Source organism: Algicola sagamiensis DSM 14643 (assembly GCF_000374485.1).
GTDB lineage: Bacteria > Pseudomonadota > Gammaproteobacteria > Enterobacterales > Alteromonadaceae > Algicola > Algicola sagamiensis.
The window spans coordinates 315,725-330,083 of sequence record NZ_KB894492.1 but is presented as its reverse complement, the minus strand read 5'-3'; the positions used below and the strand labels follow the sequence as shown (position 1 = coordinate 330,083).

The window sequence follows — 14,359 nt, the reverse complement described above, 5'->3', positions numbered from 1 at the left end:
AATCAAAAACTTTCCAACAAAATCCCTGGAGATGAGTGCGAACGATGTGGTTTGTGGTAGAATGCGCTCACTTTTTATCGTTCAGTGATACGTCTTAAGGTTTATGGTTTCCTCCGATCGTCTTACATCGCTAGAAAAACGTGTGGCTATTGCGCTATCAGCCGTTTTTGGCCTACGTATGCTGGGGCTATTTATGCTCTTGCCAGTGCTTGCTATCTATGGTCCTTCGCTCACTGGATTTTCCCCACTTTGGCTCGGACTTGCGATTGGCGCTTATGGCCTGACGCAAGCGGTGCTCCAAATCCCAATGGGACTGTTGTCTGATCACATTGGACGCAAACGCGTCATCATCGGTGGATTGCTGGTTTTCTGCCTCGGTAGCATCCTTGCAGCACTCTCCGACTCTATTTACGGTGTGACTGCTGGCCGTGCACTTCAAGGGACGGGGGCAATTGCGGCTGCTATTTTGGCACTCGCAGCCGACCTCACCCGGGAAACGCAACGCCAAAAGGTCATGGCGATGATCGGTGCGAATATTGGACTCGCATTCGCGGTTGCCATGGTACTCGGCCCTGCCGTTGCCGCTTCGGCTGGTTTGTCTGGCCTTTTCTGGCTCATTACAATTCTTGCACTTGTCGGCATGTTTGTGATGGCTTTTTCTGTCCCATCTTCTATTCAGAAGGCACCAAAAGGTGAAACAATCGCTGTTCCAGCCATGATCAAACACGCCTTTTTGCACCCTCAACTCCGTCGATTAAATCTCGGTGTATTCTTCTTACATTTCATGCTGACTGCGATTTTTATCATGGTGCCAAAACTCTTGGTCGACTCAGGAATTGAATCTTCATCTCACTGGTTAGTCTACCTCCCTGTCTTCTTGCTGAGCTTTGTGTTGATGGTGCCCATGATGATCATTGGTGCAAAAAAAGGAAAAGAAGCCTTTTTCTTCCAAAGTGCCATTAGTATGTTGATCACGACACTCGGAATTTTGGTATTCTTCCACAATGATTTTACAGTCCTCGTTCCAGCACTCTTGATATTTTTTGTGGCATTCAACTATCTGGAAGCATCCATGCCAGCAATCGTATCTCGCATTGCACCAGCTGGACAGAAAGGCACTGCGATGGGCGTTTTTTCCAGTGGGCAATTTCTCGGTGCTTTTGCGGGTGGCGCAACGGGCGGAATACTCGTTCAACAATTCTCAAACCAAGTCTTATTTGCGGTGACCGCAGGACTCGGTTTAATATGGTGGATCATTGCGCAAGGAATGAAAATGCCAGCTCGGTCTGAGCGCATTACCATCGAAACAAGGGTCATTCATGCGGATGAAGCAGACTCTCTGGCACATCAGTTGTCCCAGCTAGAAGGCGTGATGGAAGCGATTGTTGTGCTCGAAGAAAAGCGCACTTATTTAAAAGTCGATGCTTCTCAATTTAACATGCAAGCCGCACAGGCAATTGTAAATTAAAAGTTTTTGAATATTTTTGGAGACAAATCATGGCGCGTGGCGTAAACAAGGTGATTTTGGTCGGCAACCTGGGACAAGATCCTGAGGTACGTTATATGCCGAATGGTAATGCAGTTGCAAATATTAGTATTGCAACAAGTGAATCATGGAAGGACAGAAATACGGGACAACAGCAGGAAAAAACGGAATGGCATCGCGTCGTGATTTTTGGCAAGCTTGCTGAAATTGCAGGTGAGTATCTACGCAAAGGCTCACAAGTTTACGTCGAAGGAAAACTCCAAACTAGAAAATGGCAAGATCAATCTGGTCAAGATCGCTACTCCACTGAAGTTGTCGTCGATATGGGTGGTAACCTACAGATGCTTGGTGGTCGTGGTGAAAACATGGGCGCACCTATGGGTGGCGGTATGCAACAGCAGCAACCACGGATGAACCAACAACCACAGCAGCAAATGGGCGGTTACAACCAGCAACCTTCACAGCAACAGCCGATGCAACAACCGCAAGGCAACTTTGGTCAACAACAGCAGCCAATGTCACAGCCACAGCAACAACATGCACCACAGCAGCAACAACACGCTCCACAAAACCAAATGGGCGGTGTGAGCAACAATGCACCAGCTGAGCCACCAATTGACTTTGATGATGATATTCCGTTCTAAGGAATACACAAATAAATGCATAATTTTTAAGGGTCTATTTTTAGACCCTTTTTTGTTGATTATAAATTCTCATGCAAAAACACTTTCTAACGTCAGCATATGAATACCGCAAACCTGCATTGAATCAACCGCTAGCACATGCGTGATTGGGTCGACTGTACATACGCACTCTTCGATAATCTTAAGGTTATATTTGACAGCGGTAGGGGATAATGCCGTGTGTAACACAATTCAGGAAGATATTTTTAGAGCATGTGGCCTTAAGAAAATGGTCTGCAATCTAACGTTGAATCAACCGAACATAAAGTAATCATAACTTCAACATATGATTACTTTGAGATGTAAAAAAACTCCAATATCAAACTTTCGGATTAATTAAAAAAATCCACTTTTCCATTTGAAATATTGTACATCGCTCCGACGATCTTAATCTTTCCTTCTTTCTCAAGTTTTGCAAGTGTCTCACTGTTTTTACGGATTTCCTGGATCGTCATTTCAACATTGGTTTTTGCGACAGCATCAACAAAGTCATAGTTCTCAGCTTTGCGCTCACCCTTAAATTTTGTTTTGGCAATGGAAGGTTCTATCTTATTGAGTAGTGTTGTGAGGTTACCCATTTTAACTTTTGCTATGGCACCTTGTACTGCACCGCATTTGGTATGCCCAAGAACCAAAACAACTTTCGCACCAGCCACGGCACACGCAAATTCCATACTTCCCAGAATATCAGCATTGGATACATTTCCTGCAACACGGCTGTTAAACATATCTCCAATCCCCGCATCTAAAACAATCTCAGCAGGCACACGAGAGTCAATACAACTAAGGATAACTGATGAAGGATACTGCCCATGTTGGCTTGTTTTCTTTTGAGCAATATAATCGTGCTCCATACGCTTATTTGAAATAAAGCGCTTATTTCCCTCAGCAAGCGACGTAATCACTTGATCAGGCGTCATCTTATCTCTTGCTTCCTTTGTCAAAGAAGCAGCATATGAGAGTGTTGGCAGGGAGCCAAAAGCTGTAAACGCTGCTGCACCAGCAGAGTACTTCAATAGGTTCCTTTTGGATGGATCTTTTAAAAGGTTTTTATCGCACATGATTTTCCTCGCATATTTGTCATGAACTTTCAAACTGGAAACATATTTTATTCCTTTTTATAAGATAATTGGAACCAACTTGATTTACATCGCGATGAGGATTATCCAAAAAAGAGATATATCAAGGAATAAGACATAAACAAGTTAGTTGAGATACTTGGAAGTGTCGAAGAGATTCTGAATGTGATGTCTGTTGAGCTTACATTGCATGAGATCATAAAAACTTGCCAAAACCAGTAAGTCAATCAAGACGGTTGCTGTGGTGTTTCTATCTGGGGCTTAATATGCACCATTAACGAGTCTAAATCTGCATATCCATTCAGTTGCTCTGGTGAAATCAGCACACTGAGCTGCTGATTTGTCACAGAGAAAACGACTGGAAATTGGCCTTGATACTCCCATTCCTCATAAAATTCATCTTTATGTAAAAATTGGCAAGGGATCGCCAATGATTGATAAAAATCACGCCATTTTTCTTCTTCCGAAAAGTTGCCCCAAGTCAGAGCACATAAGGAGCAGGGATAGGTTTTTGGTGAAAACCATTTGTGAAAAGCATCTTTCAATAAATTCAGCAACCCACTGTCTGCGTTATAAACAAAAATTAACTTTTCCATCTATTTTTTGACCTTTATCAAAGAGAATAAGTGAGTGTTTTTTATTCAAATGAACCGAAATAATAAAAATTTATTATTTTTTGACTTTGCTTTTTAAAAAAAATCGCTATAATCCGCGCCGAGTTGCTTAGCGATTAATCAAATATAACAATATGAGATACACAACAATGTATAGACTCTGTACCCTATCAAAAGCAATCGCGCTTTCGTGCGGTTTCTTCGCGTCGACCAGCGCATCCAGCCAAATCTTTCTGTCGGAATATGTTGAAGGGAGTGGGCAAAATAAAGCGTTAGAGCTTTTCAACCCAACACCTGATTCAATAGACCTTGCCAATTACCAAATAAAAATTTACTACAACGGAAACACCTCCCCAAAAACAATTATTCCTCTCTCCGGTCAACTTCCTTCAAAATCAACTTACGTTCTCGTCCATAAACACCAAGACACTTCCGAAACACTCAAGTCACTTGCTCAAAAAGAAACACATTTAGGCTTTAATGGTGACGATGCAATTGTTTTGGTAAAAGGCAATTCAGTCGTTGATTCGCTGGGTGTTGTAGGTGAAGATCCAGGAAAAAGCTGGACAGAAGGCCGCATTAACACAAAAGATCAAACTCTGCGCCGCCGTTCTATTGAATCTGGAAATACAGATCTGCATGACGCAATTTCTTTGGAAGCGGAATGGACCAGTTCGGCAAAAAATGATTTTAGTGATCTTGGCAAGCACCTTGGTTCAGAAAATGTGTCTACAGGAAATCAAGGTGGCCAACCCACAACGCCAACGATTCCTGTAGGCTCTCAAGTCTGTGGTGAAGAAGCAACACTCATCTCTGCAATTCAAGGGGAAGAGAGCAACAGCCCACTCAATAACCAGCATGTGACCATTGAAGCAATTGTTACCGCAGATTTCAAAGCAGGCCTGAAAGGCTACTTTGTCCAAGAAGAGCAAACTGATCAGGATGAAAACGCACAAACATCAGAAGGTTTGTTCGTTTACGATGAAAATAACCTAGCTGATTTTTCTGTTGGCGAATTAGTACGTATTCAAGGCACTGTTAAAGAAGCATTCGGTAAAACTCAGCTGACCAATATATCTTACGCTTCGGCTTGTGATACAGGCTACAGTGTTACACCAGCTACTGTCACATTACCAGTCAGTGATATTTCTGATTGGGAAGCTCACGAAGGTATGTTGGTTCAATTTAATCAAAACCTGAACGTCGCACAAAACTACTTTTTGGGTGTTTACGGAGAGCTTATTCTTTCTTCAGAACGTCTGTATAAGTCCACACACGTATATCGTCCTGGTACCGAACAAGAAAAAGCACTTGCCCTGAAAAACAGCCGCTCTAAAATCTTTCTAGATGATGGCAGCTCGAAGAAAAACCCCGAGTTTGTTCGCTACCCAACAGGTGGACTGACTTATCAAAATACACTTCGAGCAGGGGACAAGGTAACTTCTCTTATTGGTGTTGTTGATTACTCTTTCAATCAATATCGAATTCAACCAACAGAAGAACCAAATTTTGTGCATTCGAATATCCGTCCTGAAAAACCTGAGCTTTCAGGTGAGGGTGATATGCGTGTTGCAAGCTTTAATGTCCTGAACTATTTCAATGGCGATGGCAATGGTAGTGGCTTCCCAACAGCTCGCGGCGCAAAAAAATACTCAGACTTTGTACGCCAGCGGAATAAAACGATCAATGCAATTATTGGGATGGAAGCTGATATTGTTGGTCTGATGGAAATAGAAAATGATGGTTTTGGTACTGAGAGTGCAATTCAAGATCTATTAAATGGTTTGAACAATAAGGCCGTTGCTGAAAGCCTCAACATTGAATATGCCTATGTGAAGCCAAACAACGCCGAGCGCATTGGTTCTGATGCTATCGCTGTTGGTATGATCTATAACACCAGAACAGTGAAAGAGCTTGGTCAGGCGGTGACAATTTCTGAGGCGCCTTTTGATGGTAAAAATCGCCAACCATTAATTCAGACTTTTGAATACATTGCTTCAAAAGAAAAAATGACCATTGTCGTCAACCACTTCAAATCAAAGCGTTGTAGCAGTGCTTCCGGTGCAAATGCAGACCAAGGTGATGGACAAGGCTGTTGGAATCCAGTTCGTAAAGCTGCCGCTCAGTACTTAGCTGGCAACCTGGGCACAGGAATGACAGGTGTTCCGACCGAAAACGTCATTGTGCTTGGTGATCTCAATGCTTATGCAAAAGAAGATCCGGTCGTTGCTTTTGAAGATGCAGGTTACATTAACCTTCCGTTTCAAGCACATGGATACAAAAACTACTCATATATTTTCGATGGTGAATCGGGCAGCTTGGATCATCTTCTCGGTTCAGCATCGGTCGCAGAGAAAGTCATATCCGTTGTCGATTGGCATATTAATGCAGACGAGCCTGCCATCCTTGATTACAGCACACGATTCAAAACCCAAGTACAGGCAGAAACGATGTACAGTGTTGGCCCATTCCGTGCTTCTGACCATGATCCAGTTGTTGTTGAGTTGAAGCTTTCTCAATCAGTCAAAAATCCAAAAGGAAGTCAATCAGAGGGTAATGACACTAAAGATACACAGTCAGACAACGATAAAAGTTTTCATGATGACACAAGCAAGAATGAAAATTCTGATCATGTCTCACCAAATGATAAAAAGAATACACAAGAAGGCAAAAAGGAAACGCAAGATCTTGAAGGCTCTTTCTTCTATGTCTTTGTCATTCTTTATCATTTAATCTTTAGTTAAATCTTCTTGGGAAGGGCGCGAAAGCGCCGTTTCCTCCCTCAATCACCGGATCCATATTACCGTTTTGAAGGATCATATTCTCACAACAATAGCTCCCCAAAAAACAAGAAAACGAATAGGAAAGCAGTTATAATCCCACCTTTCTATCAACCCTTGTTTATCTGATGTAAATTGGAAATGGTGCTCATGCCACAAGTATCTGTTCTTATGTCTGTCTACAACAGCGCAGACTATCTTAGTGAAGCGATCGAATCGATTCTTTCACAAACATTCACTGATTTTGAATTTCTGATCATTGATGATGGTTCATCTGATGAAAGCCTGTCCATTCTTCAAGAATATGCTAAAAAAGATCAGCGGGTTCAGGTGATCGAAAATGAACAGAATATGGGCCTCAGTCTTTCACTCAACAAGGGACTAAAATTAGCTTCCTGTGAGCTTGTTGCGCGTATGGATGCGGATGATGTATCTGAACCGAAACGACTGGAAATGCAAGTTGCGTTTATGCGCGAGAATCCAGATGTCACTGTTTGTGGTGGTGCGATTACAGTGTATGAGGAACCGTCCCAAGGTTTTTCAAACCCTGTTACACATGAAGAAGTCATGGCAAAAAATCTCTTCTCATGTGCTTTTGCTCATCCCGCAGTCTTAATGCGAAAAACACAAATTCTAGAGCTTGCTGGTGGTTATGACGCAGAAGAACTTTACGCCGAAGATTTTGGTTTATGGGCCCGTCTAGCTATTTCGGGTAAAGCAAAATTTGCCAATTTAAGAGAATCCTTACTGAGATATCGATTGCACCCGGACCAGCCAAGAAAATCCTATAAAGATACGCAGCTACAGACAGCCTTCCGGATCGTAAAAAAACAATTTTCAGCACTGGGAGTAGCGATACCCGATGAAGATATCGCCCTGCTCTATCAGGTCGATGAAAAATTATCTCGTGAGCGAATCAAACAATGTGAAAAGTGGATGTCTGAATTAGAGCAGGCCACCAAAAACATTTCAAAAGAAGCCGCTGAAGCATACGGAAAGGAAATCAAAAGACGTAAGATGGGACTATGGCGTCACATTGAGAGAAACTCTCTGTCAAATTACATCATGTATCTGCAATCCAGAATGTATCTTTCTGCTGAAAAGAGAAAAAGCAAAGATCTTTTCCCGCGATTATAAACCGATTCCGCAGTTGCAGATAGAACTGTGTCTATTCAAATGTATTCGTTCAGACAAGATCTGCAACTGCACTCACTATCTGCGGATCAGCACTAGACTAACCTTAACCTTCTAATAACTTGAGTTTTCGCGTTAAGGTATTTCTTCCCCAGCCCAAAACTTGAGCAGCCTCCAGTTTCTTTCCGTTCGTAAACCGTAATGCCTCTTGTAGAAAAGTCCGCTCGATTTGTGGCATTACTTCTGATAACACCTCTTGGCGGCCAGCCTCTAGCTCCTTTCTGATCCATAACGCTAGCTGATGTTGCCAGTCATTCATTATATCGGTTTGTACAACTTGGACATTCATATGTAGTTCATCAGGTAAGTCTTCAGCCATCACTTCATGACTGGCTGCCATCACACAAAGCCATCGGCAAGTATTCTCAAGCTGACGGACATTCCCTGGCCAGCCATAATCGCAAAGTTGCCGCATTGCGCCTGCAGAAATATGTTTGGGCTCGACTTGAAGCTCTTTCGTTGCTTGTTTTAAGAAAAAATCTGTCAATGCGGGAATATCTTCACGTCGCTCTCGCAAAGCCGGTACTTGGATCCGGATCACATTTAAGCGATGGAACAAATCTTCTCGAAATTTATTTTGTTGAACGAGTGATTCCAAATTCTGATGCGTCGCGGCAATGATCCGGACATTCACATGAACAGGCATATGCCCGCCGACACGGTAAAACTGACCTTCCGCAAGTACTCGTAATAATCGTGTTTGAACGGAGAGTGGCATATCACCAATCTCATCGAGAAATAATGTCCCACGGTCCGCTTGCTCAAATCGCCCCTTTCTCATTTGATTTGCGCCAGTAAAAGCACCTTTTTCATGGCCGAAAAGTTCTGACTCAACCAGATCATGGGGGATTGCAGCCATATTTAATGCAATAAACAGCGCATCCTTTCTTGGGCTATGCTGGTGAAGCGCATTCGCGACCAATTCTTTCCCTGTGCCAGACTCACCATTAATCAACACACTCATACTTGAACGACTCAATCGACCAATTGCGCGAAAGACATCCTGCATCGCAGGTGCTTGGCCAATGATACCCACCATTGATTCTGTTTGGTTTTCATGTTGACGAATCGATGGTGCTTGATGAGCCAATGCTCGTTTCACCAATTCAATTGCATCTTGAATATCAAATGGCTTGGGCAAGTATTCAAAAGCGCCTTTTTCGTAAGCAGAAATCGCACTTTCCAAATCAGAATGGGCCGTCATGATAATCATTGGGATATCAGGGTGATGTTCTTGAAAGTGCTGTAATAAAGGTAAGCCCCCAACATGCGGCATTCGAATATCTGAAATCACAACCTGTGGTTGTGATGACATGAGTTTATCCAGTAGCTGTGCCCCATCTGAAAAAACCTCAACATCCATTCCTTCTTTTTGAAGTGCTTTTGCCAGAATAAAACGAATGGCATCATCATCTTCAGCAATCCAAACCCGTTCCGTTCTCATTCGTTTTCCTCCAACAAGGGCAAATAAATTGAAAACATGGTGTGACCTGGACAACTCTCACAGTCAATTCGGCCCCCATGTTGATTCACCAATGTCTGTGCAATGGAAAGACCCAAACCACTGCCTTTATCTTTTCCACTTACCATTGGGTAAAAAACCGTATCCATGAGATCTGAAGGTACTCCTGGACCATTGTCAGTAATACTAATGACAACAACTAGGCGATGCTTTACCCCCAATAAAACCAACTGGTGCTCAATTCTTGTTTTAAAGCTCAAGGAAGCAGATTCCTGCGTCTCATCTTCAAAAGCTTCCACTGCATTTTGCGCGATATTGAGTATTGTTTGAAAAAGTAGATCAGCATCAAAACTAAATTCAGGAATACTGGGGTCATAGTCTTTCATAATCGTCACCCCTTCAGCTTCGACTTGAATTAACCGAATCACCGTCTCAATTGCTTCATGAATATTCTGGACTCGTTTTTGCAGTTTCTGACTGGGGCCGAGGAGTCGATCAACGAGGCTTTTTAAACGGTCAACCTGATTGATGATGATTTGGGTATACGCTTGATGTTCTTCATCCGTGCAAGGGTCTTCAAGTAACTGCGCAGCGCCACGGATACCACCTAAAGGGTTTTTAATTTCGTGAGCAAGCCCGCGGATCAACTCTCTGGATGCAATATGCTGGTGTTCATGTAAATTGTCCATTGTTAGTTTTCGTTGTGAGTCGATAGGTTGCATTTCTAACAGGATCATGTCTTCAGCAATTTCACTTGCTGTCAGCTCAACTGTGATTGTCCTGCCATCCCTACATATAAAGTGCACATCACTATCGCGAACTGTACTACGTTCATGCAATTGTTCCTGAAGAGAAATAACGGAGAGTGTGGAAAAACTAAAAATTGACGAAAAAGGTTTACCAAGCGCACGTGAGGTACTGACCCCTGCCAAAGAAGAAAAAGCAAGGTTTGCCTCAACAATATGTGTCGAAGCATCGACAACCACAATGGCTGTTCGCAGCTGATGGATGAGTGTTTCTAAATTGAAAGTCATAATGAATGCACCAAACTAGTGCATTCATTATCTCGAACTTATCGAAATGGTGCAAGATAAGTAGAATAGACTAGTTGAGCTTCGAGTTCCTAAACATATAAATCGTGATCATCTCACTCTCAGCAATAACCTTGCCAGAACGATCCATCAGCTTCAATTGTAAGCTGTGTTCACCACGGTGAATGTTTCTTAATGGGAATAGAGCTTTGCTTTGTGCTTTGCCGTATTGTTTTCCGTCGACCAACAAAGTCACACGCATCCCAGGCTCGAATTTTGGTGTAATACGGCCTGAAACGTAGAATGAACCTGTATTGTCTCGGATCGTTGATTTCTGAACTGGATCGACAATACTGATTTCCGTTGCCTTTGCCGGTTTCGGCTTAGACAAGTCCTGATCTAGAATAGATGTGTCATACGAAGGAGTCGTGATCGGGTTCACATTCATATTTACTTCAGAAGATGTATCCGTTGGGCTATCAGTAAACACCAATGAGCCATCCTCATTGCGATACATATACACTTTTCCGACCTTGCGCGGCTTTGTCGCCTTGCTCTTGCCAGATTGTGCAGATTTCGCTTTGCTTTTTTGTTGTGTCCCTTTTTGCTCCGTTGCAGCCAATGCGACTGTCGACAAGCTAAAGGACATCAGAATAATTAATAATTTCATCAAACGACTAGACATCATCTCTTATTCAAACTCGAAGAAGGTTTAACAAATTCGTAACGTTTAACTACATAAAGTATATAAAATACGTCAGAATTACAATATCTATCAATAAAAAAGCCCACTAATTGTGGGCTTCTATCAAACTCCAGTTTATTAATTATACACTGTAATACATATCAAACTCAATGGGGTGAGTCGTCATATTTAATTTTTCAACTTCTGCGCGTTTCAAATCAATGTAAGCATCAATTAAGTCATCACACATCACACCACCCGCTTTCAAGAATTCACGGTCTTGATCCAGCGCATCTAATGCTTCTGAGAGTGACGCTGCAACTGTTGGAATTTCTGCTGCTTCTTCTGGTGGCAAGTCATAGAGATCCTTGTCCATTGCATCGCCCGGGTGAATTTTATTCTTAATCCCGTCAAGTCCAGCCATCAGCATTGCAGAGAAAGCAAGATATGGATTTGCAGTTGGATCTGGGAAACGCACTTCAATACGACGAGCTTTTGGTGATGGAACCACTGGGATACGAATGGACGCAGAACGGTTTCTTGCTGAATATGCCAACATGACTGGCGCTTCAAATCCTGGCACTAGGCGCTTGTATGAGTTCGTAGAAGCATTCGCAAATGCATTGATTGCCTTCGCATGCTTGATAACACCACCGATATAATAAAGAGCTTCTTCAGATAAGCCACCGTACTTATCACCTGCAAAAATATTTTCACCATTTTTGATCAGGGATTGGTGACAGTGCATCCCCGTTCCGTTGTCGCCTACAACTGGTTTTGGCATAAAGGTCGCCGTCTTTCCATAATGGTGCGCAACGTTATGAACCACATACTTATAGATTTGAAGTTCATCCGCTTTTTTCACAAGCGTATTAAAGCGTGTTGCGATTTCATTTTGTCCTGCTGTTGCAACTTCATGGTGATGTGCTTCTACGACCAGCCCCATTTCTTCCATCACTAGTGACATCGCACTACGAAGATCATGTGCAGAATCGACCGGAGGAACAGGGAAATAACCACCTTTTACGCCAGGACGGTGACCCATGTTACCGCCTTCATACTGCTTACCGGAGTTCCAATCCGATTCTTCAGAGTCAATCTGATAGAAGGACCCCGACATATCTGTATTAAAGCGAATATCGTCAAATACGAAAAATTCTGGCTCAGGCCCAAAGAATACTTCATCCGCGATGCCCGTTGATTTTAAAAACTCCTCAGCACGTTTTGCTATAGAACGCGGATCACGATGGTAGCCCTGCATGGTTGTCGGTTCGATGATATCGCAACGGATATTCAAAGTTGTGTCTTCCGCGAATGGATCCAATACTGCTGTTGTCGGATCTGGCATCAGGATCATGTCAGACTCATTAATTCCCTTCCAACCTGAAATAGAGGAACCGTCGAACATCTTTCCATCTTCAAAGAAGTCCTCATCTACTTGATGATGCGGCAAAGTTACATGCTGCTCTTTCCCTTTCGTATCTGTAAATCGAAGATCAACAAATTTAATATCGTGCTCTTTAATCAGCTCAAGTACCGAACTAGGCATGTGTTCCTCCACTATCAAAACGCTAAAGAATTTAATTAGGGTATGCGCACCCATAGATACGTATTTGAAAGCAATACTTATGCCAATTATAACAATCCTTTATAAACAACAAGTTATAGATTTCCAGGAACTGCTGCATTGATTTCGCGCACCATAATTGTGCAAACGCACCAAATGAGTGAATATTTTCAATTTAGATCAGCCCTAAGTGTAGTGAGGGAATCGGAATGGCGCAAAAAATGCACCACCGATATTTTTCGCTTAACTCAATGAATATAAAGAAATAAACTTAATTTAAGTACCGACTCTCCAAATGCAGTTTGAAGTACTTGAGGTTGAAAGGCTCTCCTGTCGCTTTCTCAATGATTGCTTCTGGCATCATTAAGCTTCCTTTCTGCCAAATGTTTGTTTTGAGCCATTCAAAGACGGGATTGAAATTACCTGTTGAAATAGACGCGCTCAGGTCAGGGGTCTGCTTCACAATCGCAGCATAGAATTGTGCTGCATAAAACGCTCCTAATGAATAACTCGGAAAGTAACCAAATTCACCAAATGTCCAGTGAATATCCTGCATACAGCCATTTTGGAAGTCACCCTTTGTCGATATCCCTAAATAGGACTGCATCTTTTGATCCCAAGCTTCTGGAATATCGTCCACTTCTAGGGAGTTATCCAATAAGCTTTTTTCTATTTCAAAACGAAGCATAATGTGCGCTGGGTACGTCATTTCATCTGCATAAATTCGGATATGCCCTGGTTGAACACGCGTATTGATATTGATCAGCTCATCTATACCGAATTGCGTCTGTAGATGTTGATTCATTAATGGCAAAAGCTGACGCAAAAATGGCTCGCTTTTCGCCAGTTGCATTTCAAAGAACAAGCTTTGGCTTTCATGGATCCCCATAGAAATCGCTTCCCCTATCGGTAAACCTCGCCATTGCTTGGGTAAATTTTGTTGATAACAACCATGGCCTGCTTCATGGATCAGTGAGGAAAGGCCTGGTTTGAAATCCTCTTCGATGAAGTTTGTTGTCAAGCGTGCATCTTCCGGTATCCCACAACTAAATGCATGTACACTGGTATCGGTTCGCCCACATTCAAGTTGAAACGGCAATAACGATAACACTGACTGGCATAACATCTCCTGATTTTGTATTGGATATTTGCCCAATGGTTTCATGCGTGGTTCAGACTTTTGCTTCTCCACGACCTGTTGGATCATATCAGGGAGCCAATTTTTTAATTCCGCGAAAATCGATGCCAGCTTTGCCGAGTTCATTCCTGGTTCGTATGCATCTATCATTGCGTCATAAGGTTGGCAACTATATGCATCTGCTTTAATTTGCGCTTCTGTACGCACAAGTGCAATCACTTGCTTTAGATTCTTTACAAAACCAGCCCAGTCATTTTCTTTCCTTTGTGTTCTCCAAGCATGCTCACATTGCTGTGTGACGATAGTTTTTTCTCGAACGAGTGACTCAGGAAGGACTGTCGCTTGAAACCATTGCCGATACATCCCTTGCAGATTGAGGGTTTCCTCATGACTTAACTCTTCTTGCTTTGCAAGCGCAAACCAATCTTCGAGTTGCGGTTGAATTTTGAGTTGATGAACATGAACTTGCAGCTCTGCCATTGCTTCCGCGCGAGCTTGACTCGCACCTGTAGGCATCATTGTCGCCTGGTCCCACTCCCCCAAAGCAGACAAGTATTTGAAACGTGAGATTTTCTGCCAATGTTTGCAGAGGGACTGATAAATTGATTCCATTGTGCTTCCTTCACTATTTGAAAGGATC

At 42.6% G+C, this 14,359-nt stretch carries 11 protein-coding genes; 4 read left to right on the top strand and 7 right to left on the bottom strand.

The window, feature by feature from the left end:
• Positions 1 to 103 precede the first annotated feature (103 nt).
• Positions 104 to 1,468: an MFS transporter gene (locus C505_RS0105040; RefSeq protein ID WP_018691505.1), complete on the top strand. Its 1,365-nt coding sequence runs from the start codon at positions 104 to 106 to the stop codon at positions 1,466 to 1,468.
• A 29-nt stretch (positions 1,469 to 1,497) separates the two neighbouring features.
• Positions 1,498 to 2,130: a single-stranded DNA-binding protein gene (gene ssb, locus C505_RS0105035; protein ID WP_018691504.1), complete on the top strand. Its 633-nt coding sequence runs from the start codon at positions 1,498 to 1,500 to the stop codon at positions 2,128 to 2,130.
• Between the two features lie 371 nt (positions 2,131 to 2,501).
• Here ssb and C505_RS0105030 read toward each other — a convergent pair whose 3' ends face one another.
• Together C505_RS0105030 and C505_RS0105025 are read right to left on the bottom strand one after the other, a co-directional pair.
• Entirely contained in the window at positions 2,502 to 3,230 is a 729-nt protein-coding gene (locus C505_RS0105030; RefSeq protein WP_018691503.1) for a carbonic anhydrase family protein, read from the bottom strand.
• 245 nt (positions 3,231 to 3,475) lie between these two features.
• Positions 3,476 to 3,844 (bottom strand): hypothetical protein, encoded by a 369-nt coding sequence (locus C505_RS0105025; RefSeq protein ID WP_018691502.1) that lies wholly within the window; start codon positions 3,842 to 3,844, stop codon positions 3,476 to 3,478.
• 167 nt (positions 3,845 to 4,011) lie between these two features.
• Between C505_RS0105025 and C505_RS21490 the strand changes: the two genes are divergently transcribed.
• Both C505_RS21490 and C505_RS21485 read left to right on the top strand, forming a co-directional pair.
• Entirely contained in the window at positions 4,012 to 6,606 is a 2,595-nt protein-coding gene (locus C505_RS21490; protein WP_018691501.1) for an ExeM/NucH family extracellular endonuclease, read from the top strand.
• A gap of 186 nt (positions 6,607 to 6,792) precedes the next feature.
• Positions 6,793 to 7,779, top strand: coding sequence for a glycosyltransferase (locus tag C505_RS21485; protein ID WP_018691500.1), 987 nt, complete (start codon positions 6,793 to 6,795; stop codon positions 7,777 to 7,779).
• A gap of 103 nt (positions 7,780 to 7,882) precedes the next feature.
• On the opposite strand, the gene glnG is transcribed toward C505_RS21485, so the two are convergent.
• The 5 genes from glnG to C505_RS0104990 all read right to left on the bottom strand — a co-directional run bounded on the left by glnG (position 7,883) and on the right by C505_RS0104990 (position 14,331).
• Positions 7,883 to 9,280: a nitrogen regulation protein NR(I) gene (glnG, locus tag C505_RS0105010; RefSeq protein ID WP_018691499.1), complete on the bottom strand. Its 1,398-nt coding sequence runs from the start codon at positions 9,278 to 9,280 to the stop codon at positions 7,883 to 7,885.
• Positions 9,277 to 10,332 carry a nitrogen regulation protein NR(II) gene (gene glnL / locus C505_RS0105005; protein WP_018691498.1) on the bottom strand — a complete coding sequence of 352 codons (1,056 nt, stop codon included), beginning with the start codon at positions 10,330 to 10,332 and terminating at the stop codon, positions 9,277 to 9,279. Before glnL ends, glnG begins: the two co-directional genes overlap by 4 nt.
• A 70-nt stretch (positions 10,333 to 10,402) precedes the next feature.
• Positions 10,403 to 11,017, bottom strand: coding sequence for a DUF4124 domain-containing protein (locus C505_RS21480; RefSeq protein WP_157368811.1), 615 nt, complete (start codon positions 11,015 to 11,017; stop codon positions 10,403 to 10,405).
• Between the two features lie 139 nt (positions 11,018 to 11,156).
• On the bottom strand, positions 11,157 to 12,563 hold the full coding sequence (gene glnA / locus C505_RS0104995) for a glutamate--ammonia ligase (protein ID WP_018691496.1): 1,407 nt from the start codon (positions 12,561 to 12,563) through the stop codon (positions 11,157 to 11,159).
• A 289-nt stretch (positions 12,564 to 12,852) separates the two neighbouring features.
• Positions 12,853 to 14,331 (bottom strand): carboxypeptidase M32, encoded by a 1,479-nt coding sequence (locus C505_RS0104990; RefSeq protein ID WP_040439441.1) that lies wholly within the window; start codon positions 14,329 to 14,331, stop codon positions 12,853 to 12,855.
• Positions 14,332 to 14,359 lie beyond the last annotated feature (28 nt).

Coding starts and splice junctions, on each gene's coding strand:
- glnA (WP_018691496.1), bottom strand. CDS start 12,563: ATGCCTAGTTCGGTACTTGAGCTGATTAAAGAGCACGATATTAAATTT.
- C505_RS0105030 (WP_018691503.1), bottom strand. CDS start 3,230: ATGTGCGATAAAAACCTTTTAAAAGATCCATCCAAAAGGAACCTATTG.
- C505_RS21480 (WP_157368811.1), bottom strand. CDS start 11,017: ATGATGTCTAGTCGTTTGATGAAATTATTAATTATTCTGATGTCCTTT.
- C505_RS0105025 (WP_018691502.1), bottom strand. CDS start 3,844: ATGGAAAAGTTAATTTTTGTTTATAACGCAGACAGTGGGTTGCTGAAT.
- C505_RS21485 (WP_018691500.1), top strand. CDS start 6,793: ATGCCACAAGTATCTGTTCTTATGTCTGTCTACAACAGCGCAGACTAT.
- C505_RS0104990 (WP_040439441.1), bottom strand. CDS start 14,331: ATGGAATCAATTTATCAGTCCCTCTGCAAACATTGGCAGAAAATCTCA.
- glnG (WP_018691499.1), bottom strand. CDS start 9,280: ATGAGAACGGAACGGGTTTGGATTGCTGAAGATGATGATGCCATTCGT.
- glnL (WP_018691498.1), bottom strand. CDS start 10,332: ATGACTTTCAATTTAGAAACACTCATCCATCAGCTGCGAACAGCCATT.
- ssb (WP_018691504.1), top strand. CDS start 1,498: ATGGCGCGTGGCGTAAACAAGGTGATTTTGGTCGGCAACCTGGGACAA.
- C505_RS21490 (WP_018691501.1), top strand. CDS start 4,012: ATGTATAGACTCTGTACCCTATCAAAAGCAATCGCGCTTTCGTGCGGT.
- C505_RS0105040 (WP_018691505.1), top strand. CDS start 104: ATGGTTTCCTCCGATCGTCTTACATCGCTAGAAAAACGTGTGGCTATT.